The 21,968-nt window shown below is 73.0% G+C and carries 17 protein-coding genes; 12 read left to right on the top strand and 5 right to left on the bottom strand.

Annotated features, from left to right (window positions below; translation table 11 throughout):
- Nucleotides 1-43 precede the first annotated feature (43 nt).
- From ACFQQL_RS01790 to ACFQQL_RS01775, 4 genes are all read left to right on the top strand, one after another.
- Nucleotides 44-829, top strand: coding sequence for an IclR family transcriptional regulator (locus ACFQQL_RS01790; RefSeq protein ID WP_382390655.1), 786 nt, complete (start codon nucleotides 44-46; stop codon nucleotides 827-829).
- Between the two features lie 135 nt (nucleotides 830-964).
- Nucleotides 965-1,996, top strand: coding sequence for a zinc-dependent alcohol dehydrogenase (locus ACFQQL_RS01785; RefSeq protein WP_382390653.1), 1,032 nt, complete (start codon nucleotides 965-967; stop codon nucleotides 1,994-1,996).
- A gap of 1 nt (nucleotide 1,997) precedes the next feature.
- On the top strand, nucleotides 1,998-3,170 hold the full coding sequence (rhmD, locus tag ACFQQL_RS01780) for an L-rhamnonate dehydratase (protein WP_382390651.1): 1,173 nt from the start codon (nucleotides 1,998-2,000) through the stop codon (nucleotides 3,168-3,170).
- Nucleotides 3,171-3,179: 9 nt separating this feature from the next.
- A complete protein-coding gene (locus tag ACFQQL_RS01775) occupies nucleotides 3,180-4,511 on the top strand; it encodes a GntP family permease (protein WP_382390649.1) in 1,332 nt (443 codons plus the stop codon).
- Between the two features lie 22 nt (nucleotides 4,512-4,533).
- On the opposite strand, the gene ACFQQL_RS01770 is transcribed toward ACFQQL_RS01775, so the two are convergent.
- On the bottom strand, nucleotides 4,534-6,090 hold the full coding sequence (locus ACFQQL_RS01770; protein ID WP_382390647.1) for an AbgT family transporter: 1,557 nt from the start codon (nucleotides 6,088-6,090) through the stop codon (nucleotides 4,534-4,536).
- A gap of 142 nt (nucleotides 6,091-6,232) precedes the next feature.
- Between ACFQQL_RS01770 and ACFQQL_RS01765 the strand changes: the two genes are divergently transcribed.
- Nucleotides 6,233-6,943 carry a hypothetical protein gene (locus tag ACFQQL_RS01765; protein ID WP_382390645.1) on the top strand — a complete coding sequence of 237 codons (711 nt, stop codon included), beginning with the start codon at nucleotides 6,233-6,235 and terminating at the stop codon, nucleotides 6,941-6,943.
- Here ACFQQL_RS01765 and ACFQQL_RS01760 read toward each other — a convergent pair.
- Both ACFQQL_RS01760 and ACFQQL_RS01755 read right to left on the bottom strand, forming a co-directional pair.
- Entirely contained in the window at nucleotides 6,933-8,000 is a 1,068-nt protein-coding gene (locus tag ACFQQL_RS01760) for a proline racemase family protein (RefSeq protein ID WP_382390643.1), read from the bottom strand. The two genes, ACFQQL_RS01765 and ACFQQL_RS01760, sit on opposite strands and share 11 nt — an antisense overlap.
- Nucleotides 7,987-9,096, bottom strand: coding sequence for an alcohol dehydrogenase family protein (locus ACFQQL_RS01755; RefSeq protein WP_382390641.1), 1,110 nt, complete (start codon nucleotides 9,094-9,096; stop codon nucleotides 7,987-7,989). The genes ACFQQL_RS01760 and ACFQQL_RS01755 overlap by 14 nt, the downstream gene beginning before the upstream one ends.
- A gap of 264 nt (nucleotides 9,097-9,360) precedes the next feature.
- Between ACFQQL_RS01755 and ACFQQL_RS01750 the strand changes: the two genes are divergently transcribed.
- Genes ACFQQL_RS01750 through ACFQQL_RS01740 form a run of 3 tightly spaced genes read left to right on the top strand, consistent with a single transcriptional unit; the run spans nucleotide 9,361 to nucleotide 13,290 of the window.
- Nucleotides 9,361-10,620 (top strand): aspartate aminotransferase family protein, encoded by a 1,260-nt coding sequence (locus ACFQQL_RS01750; RefSeq protein WP_382390639.1) that lies wholly within the window; start codon nucleotides 9,361-9,363, stop codon nucleotides 10,618-10,620.
- Nucleotides 10,620-11,888 carry an ectoine hydrolase gene (gene doeA / locus ACFQQL_RS01745; RefSeq protein WP_382390637.1) on the top strand — a complete coding sequence of 423 codons (1,269 nt, stop codon included), beginning with the start codon at nucleotides 10,620-10,622 and terminating at the stop codon, nucleotides 11,886-11,888. The genes ACFQQL_RS01750 and doeA overlap by 1 nt, the downstream gene beginning before the upstream one ends.
- Nucleotides 11,889-11,901: 13 nt before the next feature.
- Nucleotides 11,902-13,290 (top strand): NAD-dependent succinate-semialdehyde dehydrogenase, encoded by a 1,389-nt coding sequence (locus ACFQQL_RS01740; RefSeq protein WP_382390635.1) that lies wholly within the window; start codon nucleotides 11,902-11,904, stop codon nucleotides 13,288-13,290.
- Between the two features lie 15 nt (nucleotides 13,291-13,305).
- Here ACFQQL_RS01740 and ACFQQL_RS01735 read toward each other — a convergent pair whose 3' ends face one another.
- Both ACFQQL_RS01735 and ACFQQL_RS01730 read right to left on the bottom strand, forming a co-directional pair.
- Nucleotides 13,306-14,199 carry a M56 family metallopeptidase gene (locus ACFQQL_RS01735; RefSeq protein ID WP_382390633.1) on the bottom strand — a complete coding sequence of 298 codons (894 nt, stop codon included), beginning with the start codon at nucleotides 14,197-14,199 and terminating at the stop codon, nucleotides 13,306-13,308.
- 17 nt (nucleotides 14,200-14,216) lie between these two features.
- Nucleotides 14,217-14,585 (bottom strand): BlaI/MecI/CopY family transcriptional regulator, encoded by a 369-nt coding sequence (locus ACFQQL_RS01730; protein ID WP_382390631.1) that lies wholly within the window; start codon nucleotides 14,583-14,585, stop codon nucleotides 14,217-14,219.
- Between the two features lie 98 nt (nucleotides 14,586-14,683).
- On the opposite strand from ACFQQL_RS01730, the gene ACFQQL_RS01725 reads away from it, so the two are divergent.
- The 4 genes from ACFQQL_RS01725 to ACFQQL_RS01710 are packed head-to-tail and all read left to right on the top strand — an operon-like array spanning nucleotide 14,684 to nucleotide 21,949.
- Nucleotides 14,684-16,141 carry a cytochrome ubiquinol oxidase subunit I gene (locus ACFQQL_RS01725; RefSeq protein WP_382390629.1) on the top strand — a complete coding sequence of 486 codons (1,458 nt, stop codon included), beginning with the start codon at nucleotides 14,684-14,686 and terminating at the stop codon, nucleotides 16,139-16,141.
- Between the two features lie 26 nt (nucleotides 16,142-16,167).
- Complete coding sequence (cydB, locus tag ACFQQL_RS01720; RefSeq protein WP_382390627.1) at nucleotides 16,168-17,151, top strand: cytochrome d ubiquinol oxidase subunit II; 984 nt, start codon at nucleotides 16,168-16,170, stop codon at nucleotides 17,149-17,151.
- Entirely contained in the window at nucleotides 17,148-20,537 is a 3,390-nt protein-coding gene (cydC, locus tag ACFQQL_RS01715; protein ID WP_382390625.1) for a thiol reductant ABC exporter subunit CydC, read from the top strand. The genes cydB and cydC overlap by 4 nt, the downstream gene beginning before the upstream one ends.
- Complete coding sequence (locus ACFQQL_RS01710) at nucleotides 20,534-21,949, top strand: UTP--glucose-1-phosphate uridylyltransferase (RefSeq protein WP_382390623.1); 1,416 nt, start codon at nucleotides 20,534-20,536, stop codon at nucleotides 21,947-21,949. Before cydC ends, ACFQQL_RS01710 begins: the two co-directional genes overlap by 4 nt.
- Nucleotides 21,950-21,968 lie beyond the last annotated feature (19 nt).

Here is a 21,968-nt window from a genome sequence, read left to right as displayed (position 1 = left end):
CCGGGGCCTTGCCGCAAGACCCCCGGTGCGCTATAGGTTGAAAGTGGCAGGGCGGCGTGGGGACTCGAAGGTCAAGTCCGCCGGCCGGGCCCTGGACCTGGTGGACCTGGTCGCCGAGCGCGGCAGCGTGACGTTCCAGGACGTCGTCGACTCGGGCATCCCGAAGTCCAGCGCCCACGGGCTGCTCGCCACGCTCGTCGACTCCGGGTGGCTCGAGCACTCGCCCGAGACCCGTCGCTACCGGCTGGGGCTGCACGCCTGGCAGGTCGGCCACGCCTACGACGGCCACCGGAAGCTGCTCGAGGCGTCGCAGCAGGTCATGGACGACCTGTCCGCGCGGGTCGGTGAGACGGTGCAGCTGGCCCGGCTGGAGGGCATCGAGAACGTCTACATCGCGATCCGGCTCTCGCCCAAGCCCATGCGGATGGCGTCCTCGGTGGGGATGCGGCTGCACGCGCACGCGACCGGCATCGGCAAGGCGCTTCTCGGCACGCTCGACCCGGCCGAGGCCCGGCGCCGGCTCGCGTCGGTCGCGCTGCCGCGCCTGACCGCGAACACCGTCACCGACGTCGACGAGCTGGGCGGCGTCGTCGCCCGCGCCCGGGAGCTCGGGTTCGCGGTCGACGACGAGGAGTTCATCGAGGGCTGCCGGTGCGTGGCGGTCCCGGTGACCACCGAGGCGGAGACCGGCGTCTCGGCCGCGATGAGCATCACCATGCCGACCTCGCGGACGGATGAGCGGTGGCCGCACTCGATGTACCCGATGCTGCGGGACAGCGCGGACCGCATCCGCCGCCAGATGGGGCTGGCGGGCTCGCTCTCGCCCTGAGGTCCGGGGCCGTCGGCCGCGGTTGAACCCACAGACCGCGCCTGCCATACTCCGGCGATTTCACGTCCAGGAACCGCTGTTCATGTATGTGAACCGCGCGTCGGCGCTCGAGCATTCGAAGGAGAAACACCCGACATGAAGGCGCTACAGCTCGCCGAGTTCGGACGGATGGAAGTCGTCGAGCTCCCGGATCCCCAGCCCGGTCCGGGCGAGGTCCTCATCCGCGTCGCGGCCACCGGGATCTGCGGATCCGACCTCCACGGGTTCACCGGGGAGAACGGACGCCGGATCCCGGGGCAGGTCATGGGGCACGAGTCGGTCGGCACGGTCGCCGCTCTGGGCGAGGGCGTCGACGGCCTCGCTCTGGGTGACCCCGTCACCTTCAACCCCGTCGTCGTCCCGGAGTCCGACCTCGAGGCCTACGCGGGCCGTGAGCAGCTCAGCCCCAACAAGACGGTCATCGGGGTGGCCACGCACGTCGTCGCCTCCTTCGCGCAGCTGCTCGCCGTCCCCGCTCGCAACGTCGTCCCGCTCCCCGCCGACATGCCGCTCGAGCTCGGCGCGCTGGTGGAGCCGCTCGCCGTCGCCGTCCACGCCGTGCGGTGCGCCGGGGTCCGCGCGACCGACGCCGTCCTCGTCACCGGCGCCGGACCCATCGGCCAGTCCGTGGTCCTCGCACTGCAGATGCTCGGCGTCAGCCGCATCGTCGTCACCGAGGTCGTCGCCTCCCGCCGCGCGCTCGTCGAGCAGCTCGGGGTCACCGTCGTCGACGCCGCGCGCGAGGACGTCGCGGACGTCGTGGCCGAGGCGCTGGACGGCCCGGCGGACCGGGCGATCGACGCCGTCGGGATCGAGCCGACGCTCCGCCTGGCGCTGACCGCGACGGCGATCGGCGGGACCGTGTGCCTGGTCGGGATGGGGGCGCCACGGCTCGGCCTCGACGCGTTCGAGGTCAGCACCAAGGAACGCGCACTCGTCGGTTCGTTCACGTACTCAGCGCAGGACTTCGCCGACGCTGCCGCGTGGATCGGGACGGCGCCCGCCCAGGCCGCCGCGCTCATCTCGCGCCAGGTCCCGCTCGCCCAGGGGCCGCAGGCCTTCACCGACCTCGCCGCCGGCGACGACACCCCTGGCAAGGTCCTCGTCCGGCTCGACCAGGAGGGCTGAGATGCCGCGCACCATCGCGCAGGTCCGCGCCTACACCGTCCGCGGCAAGGGCGCGGACTACCACGACCAGTCCGGCTACCACTGGATCGACGACCACATCGCGACGCCGATGTCGGTCTACCCGGAGTACCGCCAGTCGCGGCAGAGCTTCGGCATCAACGTCCTCGGCACCCTCGTGGTCGAGATCGAGGCCGACGACGGCACGGTCGGCTTCGCCGTCACGACGGCCGGCGAGATCGGCGCCTGGATCGTCGAGAAGCACCTCGCGCGCTTCCTCGAGGGGCGGCCCGTCACCGACCTCGAGCGCATCTGGGACCAGATGTACCGCTCCACGCTCTACTACGGCCGGCGCGGCGTGGTCCTCAACGCCATCAGCGGTGTCGACCTCGCCCTGTACGACCTGCTCGGCCGGCTCCGCGGCGAGCCGGTCCACGCCCTGCTCGGCGGGCCCGTCCGGGACGAGCTGCAGTTCTACGCCACCGGTGCGCGGCCGGACGTCGCCAAGGAGCTGGGTTTCATCGGCGGGAAGATGCCGCTGCACCACGGCCCGGCGGAGGGCGAGGAGGGCATGCGGAGAAACCTCGACGCGCTCGCCGACATGCGCGGCCGGGTCGGGGAGGACTTCTGGCTCATGTGGGACTGCTGGATGTCCCTCGACGTCGACTACGCCACCCGGCTCGCCCACCGCGCGGCCGAGCACGGGCTGCGCTGGCTCGAGGAGGCGCTCATCCCGGACGACTACTGGGGGTACGCGCAGCTCAAGCGTCAGGTCCCGCCGGGGATGCTGGTCACCACGGGCGAGCACGAGGCCACCCGCTGGGGCTTCCGGCAGCTGCTGGAGACCGGCGTGGACATCATCCAGCCCGACGTCAACTGGTGCGGCGGGATCACCGAGCTCATCAAGATCTCCGCGATGGCGGACGCGCACGGCACGATGGTCGTGCCGCACGGCTCGTCCGTGTACTCGTACCACTTCGTCGTGACGCGCACGAACAGCCCGTTCGCCGAGTTCCTCATGATGCACGAGACCGCCGAGAAGATCGTGCCGATGTTCGCCCCGCTGCTCCTCGGCGAGCCGGTGCCCGAGAACGGGCGCCTCCGAGTCCCGGACACCCCCGGCTTCGGCGTCGAGCTCAACCCGGACGTCGAGCGGTCCCGTCCCTTCACGCACTGAGGAGCGCACATGATCGACCTGCTCTGGCTGGCCGTGAGCATCGCGGTCATCGTGCTGCTGATCCTCAAGGTCAAGCTGCACCCCGCGATCTCCCTCGTCATCGGCACCCTGCTGCTCGGCGTCCTGGCACGGATCTCGTTCGGCGAGCTCGCCGGCGTCGTCACCGGCGGCTTCGGCGACCTCATGGCGGGGATCGGCCTGTCGGTCGGCTTCGGCATCATCCTCGGCCAGCTCATGTCCGACTCCGGTGGCGCGCGGGTGATCGCCCGCACGCTGGTGGGCGCGACGTCGGAGCGGTTCGCGATGTTCGGCCTGGCCGGCGCGGCGTTCCTGCTGTCCATCCCGGTCTTCTACGACGTCACGTTCGTCATCCTCGTCCCGCTGGCGATCGCCATCGCCCGGGAGGCACGCAAGCCGCTGCCGCTCGCCGTCGGCTCGGTCGCGCTGGGGGCCGGCACCGCGCACACGATGGTGCCGCCCACCCCGAACCCGCTGGCCGCGGGGGAGATCCTCGGCTTCGACGTCGGCATCATGCTGCTCGTCGGCGGTCTCGGCGGCCTGGTCGCGGTCCTCGGCGGCGTGGCGCTCTACTCGGCGATCCTGCCGCGGGTCTGGCGGCCCGCGGTCGACGTCGAGGGCGAGCCGGCGATGGTCGAGCACGCCGGCGTGCGACGTGAGCCCGGCTTCCTCCTGGCGTTGCTGCCGCTCGCGGTACCTGTCGTGATCATCCTGACCGGGACGGCGTGGACGGCGCTCGCCGGTGAGCTGCCGGGTTGGGCCGTGCTGCTGACCGACAAGACCGTGGCGCTGCTCATCGGCGCGCTCGTCGCCTACCTCGTCGCCGCGCGCGGCATGACCCGCGACGAGATGAACACCTCGGCGGGGACGGCCGTGCAGAGCGCCGGCATCGTCCTGCTCGTCACCGGCGCCGGCGGGGCGTTCGGCGCCGTCATCGAGGCGGCCGGCATCGGTGACCTCATCGCGGACGTGGTCTCGGCGTTCGGCGGCAACGCCTTCGTCGCCCTGCTCGCGTGCTACCTGGTCGGGATGGCGTTCCGCGTCGCCGTCGGGTCGGGGACCGTCGCGTCCATCACCACGATGACGATCATGGCCTCGCTCGCCCCGGCGATCGGTGTGCACCCGGTGTGGGTGGCGATGGCCTGCCTGGCCGGTGCGCTGAGCCTGGGCCACCTGAACGACAGCGGGTTCTGGGTCACCGCACGGATCCCGGGCTTCTCGGTGACCGGCGGTCTGAAGGTCTACACGCTGCCCGAGCTCATCGCGTCCGTGGTCGCGCTGGTCTTCACGCTGATCGGCGCCACCGTGCTGCCGATGGGGTAGCGGCCAGGACTCCGCCGCTCGGTCACCGGACCGGCACGCCCGGTCCGAGCGGCAGGCCGACCGCGTACCAGAGCAGGAAGAAGAGGAACCAGCCGACGAGGATGGCGATCGAGAGCGGCAGGGTGAGCGACAGCAGCGTCCCGATGCCGGCCGAGGAGCGGTACTTCTGCAGGTAGCCGAGCGCCAGGGCGAAGTAGGGGCTCATCGGGCTGATGATGTTCGTCGGCGAGTCACCCATGCGGAACAGCATCTGGGTGACCTCGGGGGACATGCCCACCAGCATCAGCATGGGCACGAGCACCGGTGCCATCAGCGTCCACTGCGCCGAACCGCTGGTGATGAACAGGTTCATGAGGCACACGAGGAGCACGACGCCACCGGCGAGGACGATCGTCGGCAGCTGGGCGCTCTCCAGCACCTCCGCACCGCGCACGGCCAGGAGCGGACCGAGGTTCGACCATTCGAAGTACGCCACGAACTGGGCCGCCGCGAAGAAGAGCACCACGATCGGTGCGAGCTCGCGGACGCCGTCGGCCATGAACCGTGGGATGTCCCGCGGACCGGTGATCGTGCCGACGGTCCGGCCGTAGACCACGCCGACGAGGACGAACAGGAGCGCGATGACGACGGCGACGCCCTCGACCAGGGGCGAGGTGAGAACTCCGCCGTCGGGACCGCGGAACGGTGAGGCCGGGACGGCGAGCGCGACGGCGAGCAGGGCGAGCGCGATCACCAGGGTCGCCGCTGCGCGCTTCAGTCCCTGCCGCTCGTGGGTCTCGACCCGCAGGACCTCCTCCTCGCCGTCTCCGTCCCGCGAGGCGGACTCCTCGTCCTCGGTGAGGTTGCGGGTCGTGCGCACCAGCACGGTCTCCGTCACCAGCGTGACGATGGCCGCGAGCACCACGGCGGAGGCGGCGGAGAAGAAGTAGTTGGCGATCGGGCTGACGACGTACCCGGGCTCGACGAGCCGCGCCGCGCTGGTCGTCAGGCCGGCCAGCAGGGTGTCGGTCGGGATGACCACCAGCGACGCGTTGTACCCGGCGGACGCGGACCCGAACGCCACGATCGCGCCGAGGATCGGGCTGCGCCCGACCGCCTTGAAGACCATGGCGCCGAGCGGGATGAGCACCACGTAGATCGCGTCGGAGGCGACCGAGCCGGTCACGCCGGTCAGCGCGAGCGTGAACGTCAGCCACCGGGGCCTGACCCGGGTGACCACCGTCCGGATCGCCGCGGAGATCAGGCCGGCGCGCTCGGCAACCGAGACCCCCAGCATGACCGCGATGATGATGCCGAGCGGGGGGAAGGCGACGAAGTTCGGGACCGCCTCGACGATGATGTCGCGCAGTCCCTGCTCCGTCAGCAGGCTCTGCACGACGATCTCCTCGTCGTCCGCGGGCGAGACCGCCGAGGCGCCGGCGAACACCCAGCTGAGCAGCAGCACGAGGCCACCGATGATGAGGAACAGCCAGAACGGGTGCGGCAGCTTGTTGCCCGCCACGGCGATGCCGTTCAGGACCCGCACGAGCAGGGAGTCGTCCCGCCGCAGGTCCGTGCTCGTCGAGGATGCGCCCGCCACCGTCAGGTCCTTCCGTCTTGTCGTCGAGACACCCGACCCACCGTCATGGCGGCGCAGACGCGTGTCAAAACGACGGCCGACGGTGCGTACGGCGCGGCCGGGCGGTTCCCCGCCTGCACCCGCGTCGCTACGGTGTGGCGGCATGGAGGGAAGCCTGTCGCCGCAGCAAGCGGCGGAACTGCTAGGTACAGCCGGCATCCCGCCCGCGCAGGGGGACGGCACGCTGACCGGCGAGCCGGTACTGATCTTCATGCAGGTCCCGACGGCGGAGGGCGCGGGGTACGCGTACGTCTACCTCAGCTCGCAGGGCGTCGTTCTCGCCCGGGCGGCGGAGCACGTGGGCGGCTCGCCGGACCCGGACGAGGCGAGCTGGTCCGAGCTGTTCGACCACATGCAGACGGAGGTCGTCTCCGTGCGGGACGCCGCGGGCACACCGGTGTTCGCCGTGAGCCACAAGAAGGTCCTCAAGAGCGAGGTCACCGTGGCCGATGCCCATGGCCGGACGATGGGCACGATGCGTCAGCGGAACATCCTCGGCCGGGTGAGGTTCTCGATCGAGGCGGCCGGGCACGACTACGGCTCCTTCGTCGCGGCCACCACCCAGATGCTCGGCTTCGACGTCCGCGACCCCGCAGACAACGTGGTCGGTCGCCTGGTCAAGGTCGGCCAGCTGTACGGCGTGCGGTCCCCGATGGGACTGGGGCATGCCAAGGTCCCGGCGTGCTTCGTGCTGCAGCTCTTCCAGCGTCCCCCGCTGCCGTTGCTGACCGCCGCCATGCCGATCGTGCTCGACCTGTCGATGAACCTCGACTCCGTCACGAGCCGGGCGACCAAGCGCGGTCCTACGGCCTGACCATCGCGGTGACGTCACCCCGCCGGGGTGAGAGCACGTGCTCGAGATCGGTCGCCTCGACCAGGGGGTCGTCCAGGTCGACCGTGACGCGCGAGTGTGCCATCAATCTGGCCGAGCCGGTGATCGTCGAGTGCAGCGCCGGGTAGTCCCCGACCCGCGTGGTGGCGAGCACCGTGCCGACGAAGCGGCTGCCCCGCGGCGAGACCGTCTCGAGCGAGTCGCCCTCACGGATCTGGCCCCGGCGGGCCATCAGCGCCAGTCGAGCCGAGGTGCCGGTCCCGGTGGGGCTGCGGCACAGCACGCCCGGGTGGACGTAGGTGGCCGACGGCGAGGTGTACCGTCCCGGCCCCATGCGGGTCACCGGGCCCATGAAGTGCGCGAAGGGCAGCGGGCCGACGTCGCCGAGCTCCGGGTGGTCCTGCCGCAGCTCCGGCCGGGCGGCACGGACGAAGGCGTCGCCGAAGGCGGTCAGCGCGATCTGCTCCGTGGACGTGACCCGGAAACCGTGCCGGGCGGCGTCGATCATCGCGTAGTACGCACCGCTCCAGACCAGGTCGAACCGGACCTCGCCGTAGTGCGGGACCTCCACCCGCAGCCCCTCGTCGGCCACATAGGCCGGCTCGCCCTGGGTCGTCACCAGCCGCACCCGCCCGTCGGTCACCTGCGCGGTGATGTGGGCCAGGCCCGCGGGGGACTCGAGCACCACCTGCTGCAGGCCCTCGCGCATCGGGATGACTCCGCTCTGCAGCAGAGCCGTCGCCGTGCAGATCGTGTTGGACCCGGAGTACAGCGGGTAGCCCATCGCCTCCATGATGATGTAGCCGGCCTGCGCCTCTGGGTGGCTGGGCTCGACGATCAGGTCGACCGACATCGCCGGGTCGCCGTAGGGCTCGGACAGCAGCAGCCGCCGCAGGCCGTCGCCCTCGCGCTGGAGATAGCGCGCCTTGTCGAGCACGGTGGCTCCGGGCAGCGGCTCGACCCCGGAGGTGACGATGCGGCTGACGTCACCTCCGGACTGGGTGTCGATCAGCTCGAGCGTGCGCTCACGGTCGCTCATGGGGTGCTCCCACGGCATCCCAGTGCCGGTCGGGAACCACGACCAGCTTGCCGACGAAGGTCTTGGACAGGAACGTGCGCTGCGCCTCGTGGAAGTCGGAGAGCCGGAAGGTGCGGTCCAGCAAAGGCTGGATCTCGCCGTTCTCGATGTAGCGCACCAGGCGGCGGAAGGCGGTCCGCGTCCCCTGGGAGGAGCCGTGCAGCTGGAGCTGCTTGAGATACACCGTGCGCAGGTCGAGCTGGACCACCGGGCCGCCGATCGCCCCGGCCGTCGTATAGCGCCCCTCGGGCCGCAGGATCCGTAGCAGGTCGTTGAACATCGGACCGGCGACCAGGTCGGCGACGACGTCGACCGGGCCGTCAACGACCCGTTCCACCTCGGCCACCAGGTCGTCTCCGCCGCGCAGGATCACGTCCTCGGCGCCGATCTCCCGCAGCGCCTCCTCCTTCCCGGCGCTGGAGACGGCGTACGGCACCGCCCCGCGCACGCGGGCGAGCTGCAGGACCGCCGACCCGACACCGCCGGAGGCGCCGGTGACCAGGACGCGCTCGCCCGCCGCCAGCCGGGCCCGGTCGAGCATCTGCTCCGCGGTCAGGTAGGCGCAGCAGAACGTCGCCAGCTCGGCGTCGGTGATGTCCGCGGTGACCTCGTAGGCGTTCTCGGCCGGAACCGTCACGTACTCGGCGTAGCCGCCGTCGCGGCCGTGGCCGATGTAGTCGATGTCGGCGAGGCTGTCGTCGCCCTCTGGCCGGTTGTAGATGCTGAAGTCGACCATCACCCGTTGACCGACGCGCTCCGCCGGGACGCCGTCGCCGACGGCGACCACCCGGCCCACCGTGTCGGCACCCTGGATCCTGGGGAACGTCAGCGTGGAGCGGCCGCGCCGCCAGCTGGAGACCGAGCCCGGGTCCGTCTCGGTGCCGTAGGCGCCCTCGCGCACCCACACGTCGGTGTTGTTCATCCCGCACGCGTGGACGTCGATCAGCACCTCGCCGGGGGCCGGCGACGGCGTCGGGACCTCTCGGTGGACGAGCTGGTCCAGCCCGCCGTGACCGACGAGCTGAACGGCCTTCATCACCGCGGGGACGTCCTCCATACCGGGATGCTAGGGGCTGTGTGTTTCCGGGTGATTTCGTTCGGCCCAAGTGGTGTTCAGAACCCAGTTCTTGGGGGTACGTTCCGTCCATGACGCACCAGCTCGACGCCGTCGCGCTCCCGTCACGCGAGGGGGCGGTTTGACGACCCTTCCCGCTACCCACGACGCGCCTTCCGACCGTGCTGTCGGAGGGCCGTTTTCATCCCTCCGACCGGACGACCCATCCCACCCGCAACACCGATGATCAGGAAAGAGGTGCCCGTCATGGACACGACCGTGTTCGAGCAGTCCGAGTCCGCCGTCCGCGGATACTGCCGCGCATACCCGACCGTGTTCGCCTCCGCGTCCAACGCGCGACAGGTGGCGGAGGACGGGACGTCCTACATCGACTTCTTCGCCGGGGCCGGCGTGCTGAACTTCGGGCACAACAACCCTCGGATGAAGGACGCGATGATCGCGTTCCTCCAGGCCGACGGCGTGGCCCACAGCCTCGACACCTACACGACGACGAAGCGTGACTTCATCACGAAGTTCCGCGACGTCGTCCTCGCCCCGCGCGGCATGGACCACCGCATGCAGTTCATGGGTCCGACCGGGACGAACGCCGTCGAGGCCGCGCTCAAGCTGGCGCGGCTGGCCACCGGTCGCCGCGAGGTCGTCGCCTTCAGCCACGGCTTCCACGGCATGACCCTCGGCTCCCTCGCCGCCACCGCGAACCACGCCTTCCGGAAGTGGGCGGGCGTGCCGCTGACCGACGTCGTGCGCCTGCCGTTCGAGACCGCCCCCGGCGGCGACACGGCGCTCACCGACTACGGCGCGGCGCTGCGCGACGCCTCCAGCGGGCTCACCCCGCCGGCCGCGTTCCTGGTCGAGGCGGTCCAGGCCGAGGGCGGGGTCAACGTGGCGTCCGCCGAGTGGCTGCACGAGGTCCAGGCGCTCGCCCGCGAGGTCGGCGCCCTGTTCATCATCGACGACATCCAGGCCGGCTGCGGGCGCACCGGCTCGTACTTCTCCTTCGACGGCATGGGCCTCGACCCGGACGTCATCACCCTCGCCAAGGGCCTCGGCGGGTTCGGTACGCCGATCGCCATGAACCTCAACAAGCCGTCGGTGGACGACCACTGGTCGCCCGGCGCCCACACCGGAACCTTCCGCGGTCAGGGCCTGTCCTTCGTCGCCGGTGCCGTGGCCCTGGACTACTTCACCGACGACACCCTGATGAGTGAGGTCAGGGCCAAGGGCGAGGTGATGCGCGACCGGCTCCGGCGGATCGCCGACGCTCACCCCGGCCAGCGCTGGGAGGTCCGCGGCCGCGGCATGATGCAAGGGCTGGACACCGGCGACGGCGCGTTCGCCAAGCGCGTGCAGCAGGCGGCGTTCGAGGCCGGCCTGCTGCTCGGCCCCTGCGGGACCGACGGTCAGGTCATCAAGCTGATCCCGCCGCTGACCATCCCGGAGGAGGACCTCACCCTCGGGCTCGACCTGCTCGACCGTGCGATCGGCACGGCGCTGGAGGTGGCCTGATGCTCGTGCGCGACGACATGACCTTCCCGCCCGCAGAGTACGAGCGGCGCCTGACCGAGCTGCGCGAGCGGATGGCCGCGCGGCGGCTGGACGCGGTGGTCATCACCGACCCCGAGAACCTCATGTACCTGACGGACTACCAGACCACCGGGTTCTCGTTCTTCCAGGCACTCGTGGTCCCCCTCGACGGCGAGCCCTTCATGATCATGCGGGCCATGGAGGAGTCCAACGTCGTCGAGCGGACCTGGGTGGAGCACACCCGGCCCTACCCGGACACCGGCGACGCCATCCAGGAGCTCGTGCTGGCCCTCAACCAGGCGGGCCTCGGCGAGAAGCGGGTGGGCTACGAGCGCAACAGCTACTTCTTCCCGGCCTACCAGCAGGACCGCATCCACACCTCCTTCGACGCGGGCGTCCTCATGGACTGCTTCGGCATCGTCGAGGCCGGGCGTGCCCGCAAGTCCGACGTCGAGATCGAGGTCATGCGCAAGGCGGCCCGCGCGACCGAGGCGGGCATGGCCGCCGGGCTCGAGGCCGCCGTGCCCGGGGTCACCGAGAACGAGGTCGCCGCGGCCATCGCGTCCGCCATGTTCCGCGTCGGCGGGGAGTTCCCCGCCGTGATGCCCTACGTCGCCTCCGGGCCTCGCTCGATGATCGGGCACGCCACCTGGGAGGGTCGGGTCATCGAGCCCGGCGAGCATGTGTTCCTCGAGGTCGGCGGCTGCTACCGCCGCTACCACACGGCCATGATGCGCACCGCCGTCACCGGCGGGCTGACCGACTCGATGTACCGGGCGCAGGAGAAGATGAAGCTGGCGCTCGAGGAGCTCAAGGGCCTCATGGGACCGGGGATGACGGTCTCCGACGCCGACTCCATCGTGCGGCGCACCATCTCCGACAACGACGTGGGCGCGCGGCTCGTCACCCGCTCCGGCTACTCGATCGGCATCGCGTTCCCGCCGTCGTGGGACGAGGGCTACATCCTCTCCCTCAACCCGGGCGACTTCACCGTGCTCGAGCCGGGCATGACCTTCCACGTGATCCCCTGGATGTGGGGCGTGGACGGGAACAAGACGGTCGGGATCTCCGACACCATCCGGATCACCGAGGACGGCTGCGAGTCGTTCTTCACCCTGGACGAGGACTTCGTCGTCCACGACGGCGGAGGGGCAGCGCTCGCCGCGGTGGCCGAGCTCCCGCCGGCGACCGAGCCCCGTGCCATGGCGCCGGGCACCACCGAGCACGCCGACGCCGCCGAGCTGCGTTGAGGAGGAGCACACGATGAGCATCACCACGGACGTCCTCACCTCCGTCGACCCGACCACCGGCGCCGTCGCCCGTGAGGTCCCCGCCGCGACACCGCAGGAGATCACCGCGACCATCGATCGCGCGCAGGCCGCGTACGAGGGGTGGCGGACCACCTCCTTCGCCGAGCGCGCCGAGGTGCTGCGCGCCGTCGCCGCCCACATGCGCGAGCACGTCGAGGAGCTCGCGCCCCTCATGACCGAGGAGATGGGCAAGCCCATCACCGAGGCCCGCGGGGAGGTCGGCAAGGCCGCCTGGGCGGCCGAGCACTACGCCGAGCACGGCGAGACCTACCTGGCGGACGAGGTCATCGCCTCGGACGCGACCTCCAGCTACGTCCAGTACCTCCCGCTCGGGCCGATCCTCGGCGTGCTGCCCTGGAACGCGCCGTTCTGGCTGGCGTTCCGGTTCGGCGCGCCGGCACTCATGGCGGGCAACACCTGCGTCATGAAGCACGACCCGCACGTGCCGGGCTGTGCCGAGGCCATCGCGGGCGCGTTCGACGCCGTCGGCGCCCCGGCCGGCATCTTCCAGGCGCTGCAGGCGCAGACCCCCGACGTGGAGCGGGCGATCCGCGACCCGCGGATCCAGGCGGTCTCCTTCACCGGCTCCGGCCGTGCCGGGTCCGTCGTCGCCTCGATCGCGGCGAGCGAGATCAAGCCGGCCGTCCTGGAGCTCGGCGGGTCCGACCCGTGCCTCGTGCTCGCCGACGCCGACCTGGAGAAGGCGGCCGACGTCGTCGCGCTGTCCCGGATCATCAACGCCGGACAGTCGTGCATCGCCGCGAAGCGCGTCATCGTCGAGCGGTCCGTCCACGACCGCTTCGTCGAGCTGCTCACCGAACGGCTGGCGGCGTACGTGGTCGGCGACCCGCGGCAGGAGACCACCCAGGTGGGGCCGATCGCCCGGTCCGAGCTGCGGGACAACCTGCACCGGCAGGTCACCGAGAGCGTCGCTGCCGGCGCCACGTGCGTCCTCGGCGGTGAGCTTCCCGACGGCGCGGGGTACTTCTACCCCGTCACCCTGCTCACCGGGGTGACGCCGGGCATGGCCGCCTGCACCGAGGAGACCTTCGGCCCGGTCGCGGTGGTCATGGCCGCCGAGGACGCGGACCACGCGCTCGCCCTGGCGAACGACACCCCGTACGGCCTCGCCGCGAGCGTGTGGAGCACGGCCGAACGGGGCGAGGCCATGGCGCGCCACATCGCCGCCGGACAGGTCGCCGTCAACGGCATCGTCAAGACCGACCCACGGCTGCCGAGCGGCGGGATCAAGCGGTCCGGGTACGGTCGCGAGCTCGGCCCGCACGGCATCCGCGAGTTCGTCAACGCCCAGCAGGTCTGGGTCGGGCCGGCGAAGGGCTGACCGGCCAACGGGGGCTCACAGCGGCAGGGCGCCGAACGCCGTCCGCAGCCACGGCCCGACGATCGCGACCGTGGGCACGGCCAGCACGGCACCGGCCAGCCCGTAGGCGGCGGCGGTGAGCGCGGTGCGGTGCCGCGCCGCCGGCCCGTCCGGACCGCCCAGCCGGGACAGGCGGGCCTCGATCTCCGCCTTCGGGTCCGCCGTCCCGGCGAGCTTGGCCAGCGCGGAGCGCAGCGCCTCGGGATCGACCGTGCGGCGGGCCGCGTCGTCGGCGAGCATCTCCAGCAGCCGGTTCACCGAGTCCAGCGCGAGCCGGCTCCGCACGAGCCGCGGGAACGCGGCGTGCAGGGCGGTGAACGCCTCGATCACCAGGTCGTGGCGGGCCCGCAGGTGCGCCAGCTCGTGCGCGACGACCGCCTCGACCTCCTCCGGTGCCAGCAGGTCGAGGGTGGCGTCCGTGAGCACCACGCGACCGGGCCGGCCGGGGATGCAGTACGCGAGGGGGAGACGCGCGGCGAGGACGTGCAGGCGCGAGCGCTCCCGCGCGACGCCCTCGAGCAGGTCGAGCATCTCCAGGTGACGCCGGCGTCGCCGGCGGGTGTCCAGCGCGAGGCGCACGGCGGCCACCGCCAGGCGGACCACGATGATGCCGGCGAGCAGCAGCGCGGTCGCGGCCCCGACGACGAGTGCCGGGCCGGGCACGAGGCGCCCGCCGTGCAACGCGCGGAGCACCTCCTCGGGGGCGGCCAGGGCGGCGCCGACCGCGGCGAGCACGGCGGCCAGCGCGACGGACTGCCAGACCACGACGGCCGCCTGCGGCACCCGCTCGAGCCATCGCGCGCGAGTCAGCAGGACCGGGGCCGCGAGGGAGAGGAGGACGGCGAGGGCCGTCAGCGCGAGCGCCGTCACGTCGAGGCGCCCGGGCCTCAGCGGGCCCGGTCGGGGTCGGCGAGCGCCGCCCGGAGCGCGTCCACCTCCGAGGTCCCCACCTGGCCGACGAAGTGCTGCAACGCGGCCGCGCGGGTGGTCGGGTCGGGGGTGGCGCCGAGCGCGTCGAGCATGAGGTCGGCGACCGCCTGCTCGCGGGACCGGGCGGGGGAGTACCGGTAGGCCCGGCCCTCGCGCTCCTGGACCACGACGCCCTTCTTCGCGAGTCGGTCCATCACGGTCATGACCGTCGTGTATGCCAGGCGGCGGTCGGCGGTCAGTGCCTCGTGCACCTCACGGACGGTGCACGGGGCCTCGGCGTCCCACAGGTACGCCATGACCTCGCTCTCGAGGTTGCCCATCGCCATGCCGGCAGTCTAGCGGGATCTACGGGCAGCGTCGTACGGAGGTGTGCGTACGACGGACTACGTACTACAGTCCGTCGTAGTCAACGCGTGGAGGACGCATGGACACGCTGGATCTCTCCCGGCTCCAGTTCGCCGTCGTCACGATCTACCACTACTTCTTCGTGCCGCTGTCGATCTCGCTGGCGGCCATCACCGCGGGCCTGCAGACCGCCTGGCTGCGCACCGGCCGCGAGCACCTGCGCAGCCTCACGCTCTTCACCGGGAAGCTGCTCATGGCGACCTTCGCCGTCGGGGTCGTCACCGGACTCGTGCAGGAGTTCCAGTTCGGGTTGTCCTGGAGCGCCTTCTCCCGCTTCTACGGCGACGTGTTCGGCCCGACCCTGGCCATCGAGGGCATGCTCGCCTTCTTCCTCGAGGCGACCTTCCTGGGCCTGTGGTACTTCGGCTGGGACCGGCTGCCGCGCCTGGCGCACCTGGCCACCATCTGGGTCGTCGCCATCGGCACGCTCATCTCCGCGTACGTGATCCTCGCCGCCAACTCCTTCATGCAGAACCCGGTGGCCTACCGGATGGACCCGCAGACCGGCCGGGCCGAGCTGTCGAGCTTCCTCGAGCTGCTGACCAACCCCGTCACCCTCGTCGCGTTCCCGCACACCATCGCCGGCGCCTTCATGGCGGGCGGTGCGCTCGTCATGGCCGTCGGTGCCTGGCGCGCGTGGCGCCGGCCGGCCGGTGCGGACGGACCCGCCTGGCGGACCCTCGCTCGTGCCGGCGCCTGGGTCACGCTCGCCGGAGGCGCGGCGGCGGCGGTCAGCGGCGACGTCCTCGGCAAGGTCATGACGGACGTCCAGCCCATGAAGATGGCCGCCGCCGAGGCGCTCTACGTCACCGAGACCGGCGCCCCCTTCTCCCTCTTCGCCGTCGGGCCGCTCGACGGCGGCGAGCCGTTCTTCTCCCTCGACGTGCCCTACCTGCTCTCGATCCTGGCCACGGGCGACCCGAACGGCACGGTGCACGGCATCACCGACCTGCAGGCCGAGTACGAGCAGGTCTACGGCGCCGGCAGCTACGTGCCGTGGATCCCGGTCGCCTACTGGACGTTCCGCCTCATGATCGGCACCGGCGTCCTCGCGACGGTCGCGGCCGCGGCACTGCTGTGGCTGAGCCGCCGCGGCCGCGTCCCCGGGGGCGACGGCGGCCCGCACCTGACCGGTCGGATCGCCGCCGCCGGCGGTCGCCTGCTGCTGAGGTCCCTGCCGGTCCTGCCCACGCTGCCGATCGCCGCGGGCACCTTCGGGTGGCTCTTCACCGAGACCGCGCGCCAGCCCTGGCTCGCCTTCGGCCTGTTCCGGACCGAGGACGGCGTCTCGCCCGGCCTGACCGAGGCCGAGGTCGTCGCCTCGCTCCTGGGGTTCGGTGCCCTGTACGGGATCCTCGCCGTCGTCTGGCTGCGGCTCGTGCTGCACCTCGCGCGTCAGGACCTCACGTCCCGTCCCTCTGTGGCCGGTGACGGCGGAACCCGGACGCCCACGCCCGCCGCCGCACCCGCCTACTGACCTCGACACCCGGATCAGGAGATCTCGTGGACCTGCCGCTGCTGTGGTTCGCCCTCGTCGTGCTGTGCTGGGTGCTGTTCGTCGTCCTCGAGGGCTTCGACTTCGGCGTCGGCATGCTCGCCCCGCTGCTCGGGCGGGACGCGGGCGAGCGCGGCGCCGCACTACGCACCATCGCGCCGGTCTGGGACGGCAACGAGGTCTGGCTCGTGGCCGCGATCGGGGTGACCTTCGCCGCTTTCCCGGACTGGTACGCCGCCATGCTCGCCGGCCTCTACCTGCCCATGGTGCTGCTGCTCCTGGCCCTCGCGGTGCGGGGCGTGGCCCTGGAGTTCCGCGGCAAGAAGGACGCGGCCGCCTGGCGGGTCCGCTGCGACGTCGCGCTCGCGGTCAGCTCGGCCGTCACGGCCGCGACGGTCGGCGGCCTGCTCGGCGCGCTCACCGGTGGGATCGCGCTCGACGACGGCGGGGACGTCGCCGGGACCGGGCTCGCTCGCAGCCTGGCGGTGCTCGGGGAGCCGCACACGCTTCTCGGCGCGCTCGCCGGACTGCTCGCCGCCACCGTCCTCGGCGCCACGTACCTCGGGCTACGAACCACCGGTCCGGTGCGCGAGCGGGCCCGGGCGTGGGCGGTGCCGGCCGCCGCCACGGCTGCCGCGCTCGCGGCCGTGGTCGCGGCCGCCGGCGCGAGGCCTGCCGTCCCGGTCGCCGTGCTCGTCGGCCTGGTCGCCCTGGCCGCCGGCGTGCGCCGAGAGGGGTGGGCCTTCGCGCTCGCGGTCACCGCGGTCGCCGTCGCCGCCGGCGCGGGCTTCGCCGGTCGCTACCCCGTGGTGCTGCCGAGCACCCTCGCCGACGAGTGGTCCCTCACCGTGGCGGGAGCCGCCGCCAGCGACACCGCGCTGCGGACGATCTCGGTCGCGGCCCTGCTGATCCTGCCCGGGGTGCTCGCGTACCAGGCTCTCGCGTACTGGGTGTTCCGCCGTCGCGTCAGCAGCGAACCGGTCCCGACGTGAGCGACGACGTGTCCAGCAGCCCGCGCGGTCCCCTCGACCCGCGCCTGCTGCGTGCGGCCCGCCCGGCCCGGCGGCCGCTGACCGGGCTCGTGACCCTCGCGGTCCTGCAGGCGTGCGCCACCGTCGGGGTGGCGCTCGCGGCCACGGACCTCGTCGTCGCGCTCGTCGACGGCGAGGCCTGGCTCGGGCCGCTCGTGGCGCTCGGCGGCGCGCTGCTGGTCCGCGCGGCTGCGCAGGCGGCGACGCCCCTCGCCGCCCACCGGGTCAGCACCGCGGTCGTGGAGGCAGCCCGCCGCCGCGGTCTGGCTGCCGTGGCGCGCCGGGGCCATGCCGCACCGGCGCGTGCGACGGACCCGGCGACCCTGCTGTCCACCGGTCTGGAGCCGCTGCGGCCGTGGTTCGCGCGCTACCTGCCCGCGCTCGTGGTCGCCGCGGTTCTGCCGGCCGCCGTGGTGCTGCTCCTGCTCCGGATCGACCCGGCGTCGGCCGTGACGGTCCTGCTCACGCTGCCCCTCGTCCCGCTCTTCGCGGCCCTGGTCGGGTGGGCCACCGGACGTCGAGCCGCGGAGCAGTACCACCTGGGCGGCGCCCTCGCCGGACAATTCCTGGACGTGGTCCGCGGCCTCGTCACCCTCAAGCTCGTCGGGCGTGCGGACCGGCAGGTCGAGGAGGTCCGCTCCGCCAGCCGCCGGTACGCGCGGGCGACGACGCGGGTGCTGTCCGTCGCGTTCCTCTCCTCCACCGCCCTCGACCTCGTCGCGACCGTGTCCGTCGGGCTGGTGGCCGTCGGCGCCGGGGTGAGGCTCGCCGGCGGCGAGATGGACCTGTGGCCCGCCCTCGCCGTGATCCTGCTCGCCCCGGAGGCGTACCGGCCGCTGCGCGAGGCGGGCGCCCAGTTCCACGAGTCCGCCCAGGCCACCGCCGTCATGGACCGCCTGGACGAGCTGGACGTGAGCGCGCCGGATCGACCCACGCCTGCCGACGACGCCGACGACGCCGACGGCGGCGCAGCCGCCGGCCCGGGCGTCGTCCTGCGGGACGCCGCCGTTCACCACCCGGGTCGGCACGGCGAGCTGCGCCTGCCGGACCTGTCCGTCGCCGCCGGCGAGCTGGTCGTGGTCGTCGGGCCGTCCGGGGCGGGCAAGTCCACCCTGCTGCGTGTCATCGCCGGTGCCGAGAGGATCACGCGCGGCACCGTCCGCGCCCCGCGATGCGAGCTCGTGCCCCAGCGTCCGGCTCTGCCACTTGCGCGCACCGTGCGGGAGGCGTTCACCGCCGGTGCCGCCGTCCCCGACGAGCGGGCCCTGCGCGTGCTGGACGACCTCGGGGTCGTCCTGCCGGCGGGCCTGGACACCCCGCTCGGCGACGGGGCGGCGGGCGTCTCCACGGGGCAGCGTCAGCGGATCGCCGTTGCCCGCGCCGTGCTCCAGAGTCGCGCCGCGCTCGCCGCTCCCGGGACTCCACCCGTGCTGCTCCTGGACGAGCCGACGGCGCACCTGGACCAACCGGCCGAGCGGGCGGTCGTCACGATACTGCGCGACCTGGCCGACGCCGGCGCGGCCGTGGTCGTCGCCACCCACCGACCGGGCCTCGTCACCGCCGCGGACCGCACGGTCGCGGTCGAGCAGGCCCGTCCCGACCTCCGCCCGGCCGCGGCGCACGCCCCGGCGGTGCCAGCTGCTGGCGCGCCACCGGAGGCGCCCGACGGCCTGCTGGCCGGGCTGCACCGCCGGTGGTCGCGCCTCACCCCGCGCGCCCGCCTGGGGCTCGCCGCCGTGGCCGGGACGCTCGCCGGCATCTCGGGCGTCGGCCTGACGGTCGCGGCGTCCTGGATGATCGTCCGGGCCGCCGGCCAGCCGCCGATCCTCACCCTCTCCATCGCGGTGGTGTGCGTGCGCGCGTTCGCCGTGGCTCGGCCGCTGTGGCGCTACCTCGAACGCCTCGCCGGGCACGACGGCGGACTCGCCCGGCTCGCCGACTGGCGGGCCCGGGTGGTCGCCGACCTCGTGCCGCAGGTCCCCGGGCGCCTCACTGCCCGTCGGGGCGCGCTGCTCACCAGGGTGGTCGAGGACGTCGACGCCCGTCTCGACGGACAGGTCCGCGGCGCCGTCCCGGCCGCCGCCGCGTTCGGCACGCTGGCGATCGTCGCCCTTGCCCTCGCGTGGTGGCATGCGCCTGCCCTCGTCCCGCTCGCCGCGGCGCTGCTCACGACGGCGGGGCTCACCCGGGCAGTCGTCCGGCGAGACCGTCGGCTCGCCGAGGCGCGCGACGTCGCCCGCACCGACCTGCGCGACGCGGTCGTGGCCGCGGTGGAGAGCCCCGAGGAGCTCGCCACCGCTCAGGGAGAGTCGATGCTGCGGGCGACGACGGCGCGGGCGGGCGTCGCGAGCCGGCTCGAGGGACGCGCGAGCCGGCTGGACGGTCTCCTCGAGGGTGGCGGGGGAGTGGCCGGGACCATGCTCGTCGTCGGCGGCGCCGTGGTGGCCGCCCTGGCGCACGCCACGGCGCCCCCCGAGACGGTGGGCGTCCTCGTCCTGGGCAGCCTCGCGCTCACGGAGACGCTGGCCGGGCTCGCACCAGCCCTCCGTGCCGCCGCGGCCGGCCGTGCCGCCCGGGGTCGGCTCGCCGACCTGGCGGAGCGTGACGAGCCCTCTCGGCCTGCCTGGCACGCGGACGCCCGCCCCCTCGCGCCCGCGTCGGCAACCCTGACGCCCGCCGGACTGGACGTGCAGCGGCTCGCCGTCGGCTGGGAGGGCCGGACCGTGCGTACCGGCGTGGACCTGCGTGTCGGGCCCGGGCAGGTGGCCGAGATCGGCTGGCCGTCGGGTGCGGGCAAGTCCACCCTGGCCGCCACCCTCGCCGGGTTGGTGCCGCACCACGGTGGCACGTTCGGGATCGACGGGGTTCCCGCCGAGCTGCTGGGCCCGGACGGGCTGCGGCGCCGCGTGGCGCTCGCCGGCGACGCCGACCACATCTTTGCCACCACGCTGCGGGAGAACCTCCGCCTGGCCCGGCCGGAGGCGAGCGACGCCGACCTGGTCGCGGCGCTGGAACGGGCGTACCTCGGCGACTGGTTCCGCGGCCTCCTGGACGGGCTCGACACCTGGTTCGACTCGGGTGGTCACGCCCTCTCCGGAGGGGAACGGCGCCGGTTGGTACTGGCCCGTGCCCTGCTGCGGGACCCGGACGTCCTCGTCCTCGACGAGCCCGAGGCCGGGCTCGACCGGACGACCGCCGAGGCACTGCTGCACGACCTGCGGGAGGACGCCCGTTCGCGCGGTCAGGTTCTGCTGCTGCTGCGCCACCCGGTGCGGACGCCGGATCGGGTCCCACTCCCGGTAGGTTTCTGGCGGACGGCCCACGAGGAAAGGTGCACGACACGATGAGCGAGCGCGGACTCGAGCTGGCACGCGAGAAGATGACCGCCGCAGGCGTGGCGACGGCCGCGATCGAGACCTTCAGCCGCTTCTACGGGATCCTCGAGTCCGGGGCCACCGGCCTCATCCGCGAGGAGGACGTCGACCCGCTGCCCGAGCTGCCCCGGCACGCCGACCTGGACGTCTCGGCGGCCGAGGCCGCCGATGCCCTCAGCCGCACCGCGATCATCAAGCTCAACGGGGGCCTCGGGACGTCCATGGGCATGGACCGCGCGAAGTCGCTGCTGCCGGTGCGAACCGGCACGGGGGAGCGCGACGGCGAGCAGCTCGCCTTCCTCGACGTCATCGTCGGCCAGATCCGCGCCGCGCGCGCCGCCACCGGTGCCCGGCTCCCGCTCGTGCTGATGAACTCGTTCCGCACGCAGGACGACACCCGGGAGGCGCTCGCCCCCTACGGCGACCTCGCCGTCGACGGCGTCCCGCTGGACTTCCTGCAGAACCGTGAGCCGAAGCTCCGGGCGGACACCCTCGAGCCCGTCGAGTGGCCGGACGACCCGGACCTCGAGTGGTGCCCACCCGGCCACGGCGACCTCTACCCCGCCCTGCACGCCTCCGGCGTCGTCAAGGCGTTGCTGGCGGCGGGTTTCCGCTACGCCAGCGTCTCCAACGCGGACAACCTCGGCGCCGGGCCGGACGCGACGATCGCGGCCTGGTTCGCCTCCACCGGCGCCCCGTACGCCGCGGAGATGTGCCTGAAGACCCCGGCGGACGTCAAGGGCGGCCAGCTGGTGGTCCGCAAGAGCGACGGCCGCATCATCCAGCGCGAGACGGCACAGACCCATCCGGACGACATGGAGGTCTCGCTCGACCCGGCGCGGCACCGGTACTTCCACACGAACAACCTGTGGTTCGACCTCGAGGCGCTCGACGCCGAGCTGGACCGGACCGGTGGCGTGCTGGAGCTCCCGCTCATCCGCAACGAGAAGACCGTCGACCCCACCGACTCCTTCTCGCCGAAGGTGGTGCAGATCGAGTCCGCGATGGGCGCCGCCGTCGCCGTGTTCGAGGGGGCCCAGGTGATCGAGGTGGAGCGGGAGCGCTTCCTCCCGGTGAAGACGACGAACGATCTGCTCGTGCTGCGCTCCGACGTCTACGAGCTCACCGACGACTACCGCCTGCGGGCCACCGTCCCCGCGCCGCTGGTGCGGCTCTCGGGCGCCTACAAGGCGATCTCCGCGTTCGACGCCCGGTTCCCCGCGGGACCGCCGTCGCTGGCCGGCGCCACCTCGCTGACGGTGGACGGGGACTGGACGTTCGGCTCCGGGGTCGCCGTCGAGGGCGAGGCCGCCCTGCCCGACCAGGGCGAGCCCGCCACCGTTCCCGACGGCGCGACCGTCACCGGGGAGGGTGTGCGGGTCTGACCGCCTGAGCGAATCCGCC

This window comes from Georgenia alba, from assembly GCF_042665525.1.
GTDB classification, from domain to species: Bacteria; Actinomycetota; Actinomycetes; order Actinomycetales; family Actinomycetaceae; genus Allobogoriella; species Allobogoriella alba.
The sequence above is the reverse complement of the archived record's forward strand: the minus strand, read 5'-3'. Positions and strand labels throughout refer to the sequence as shown.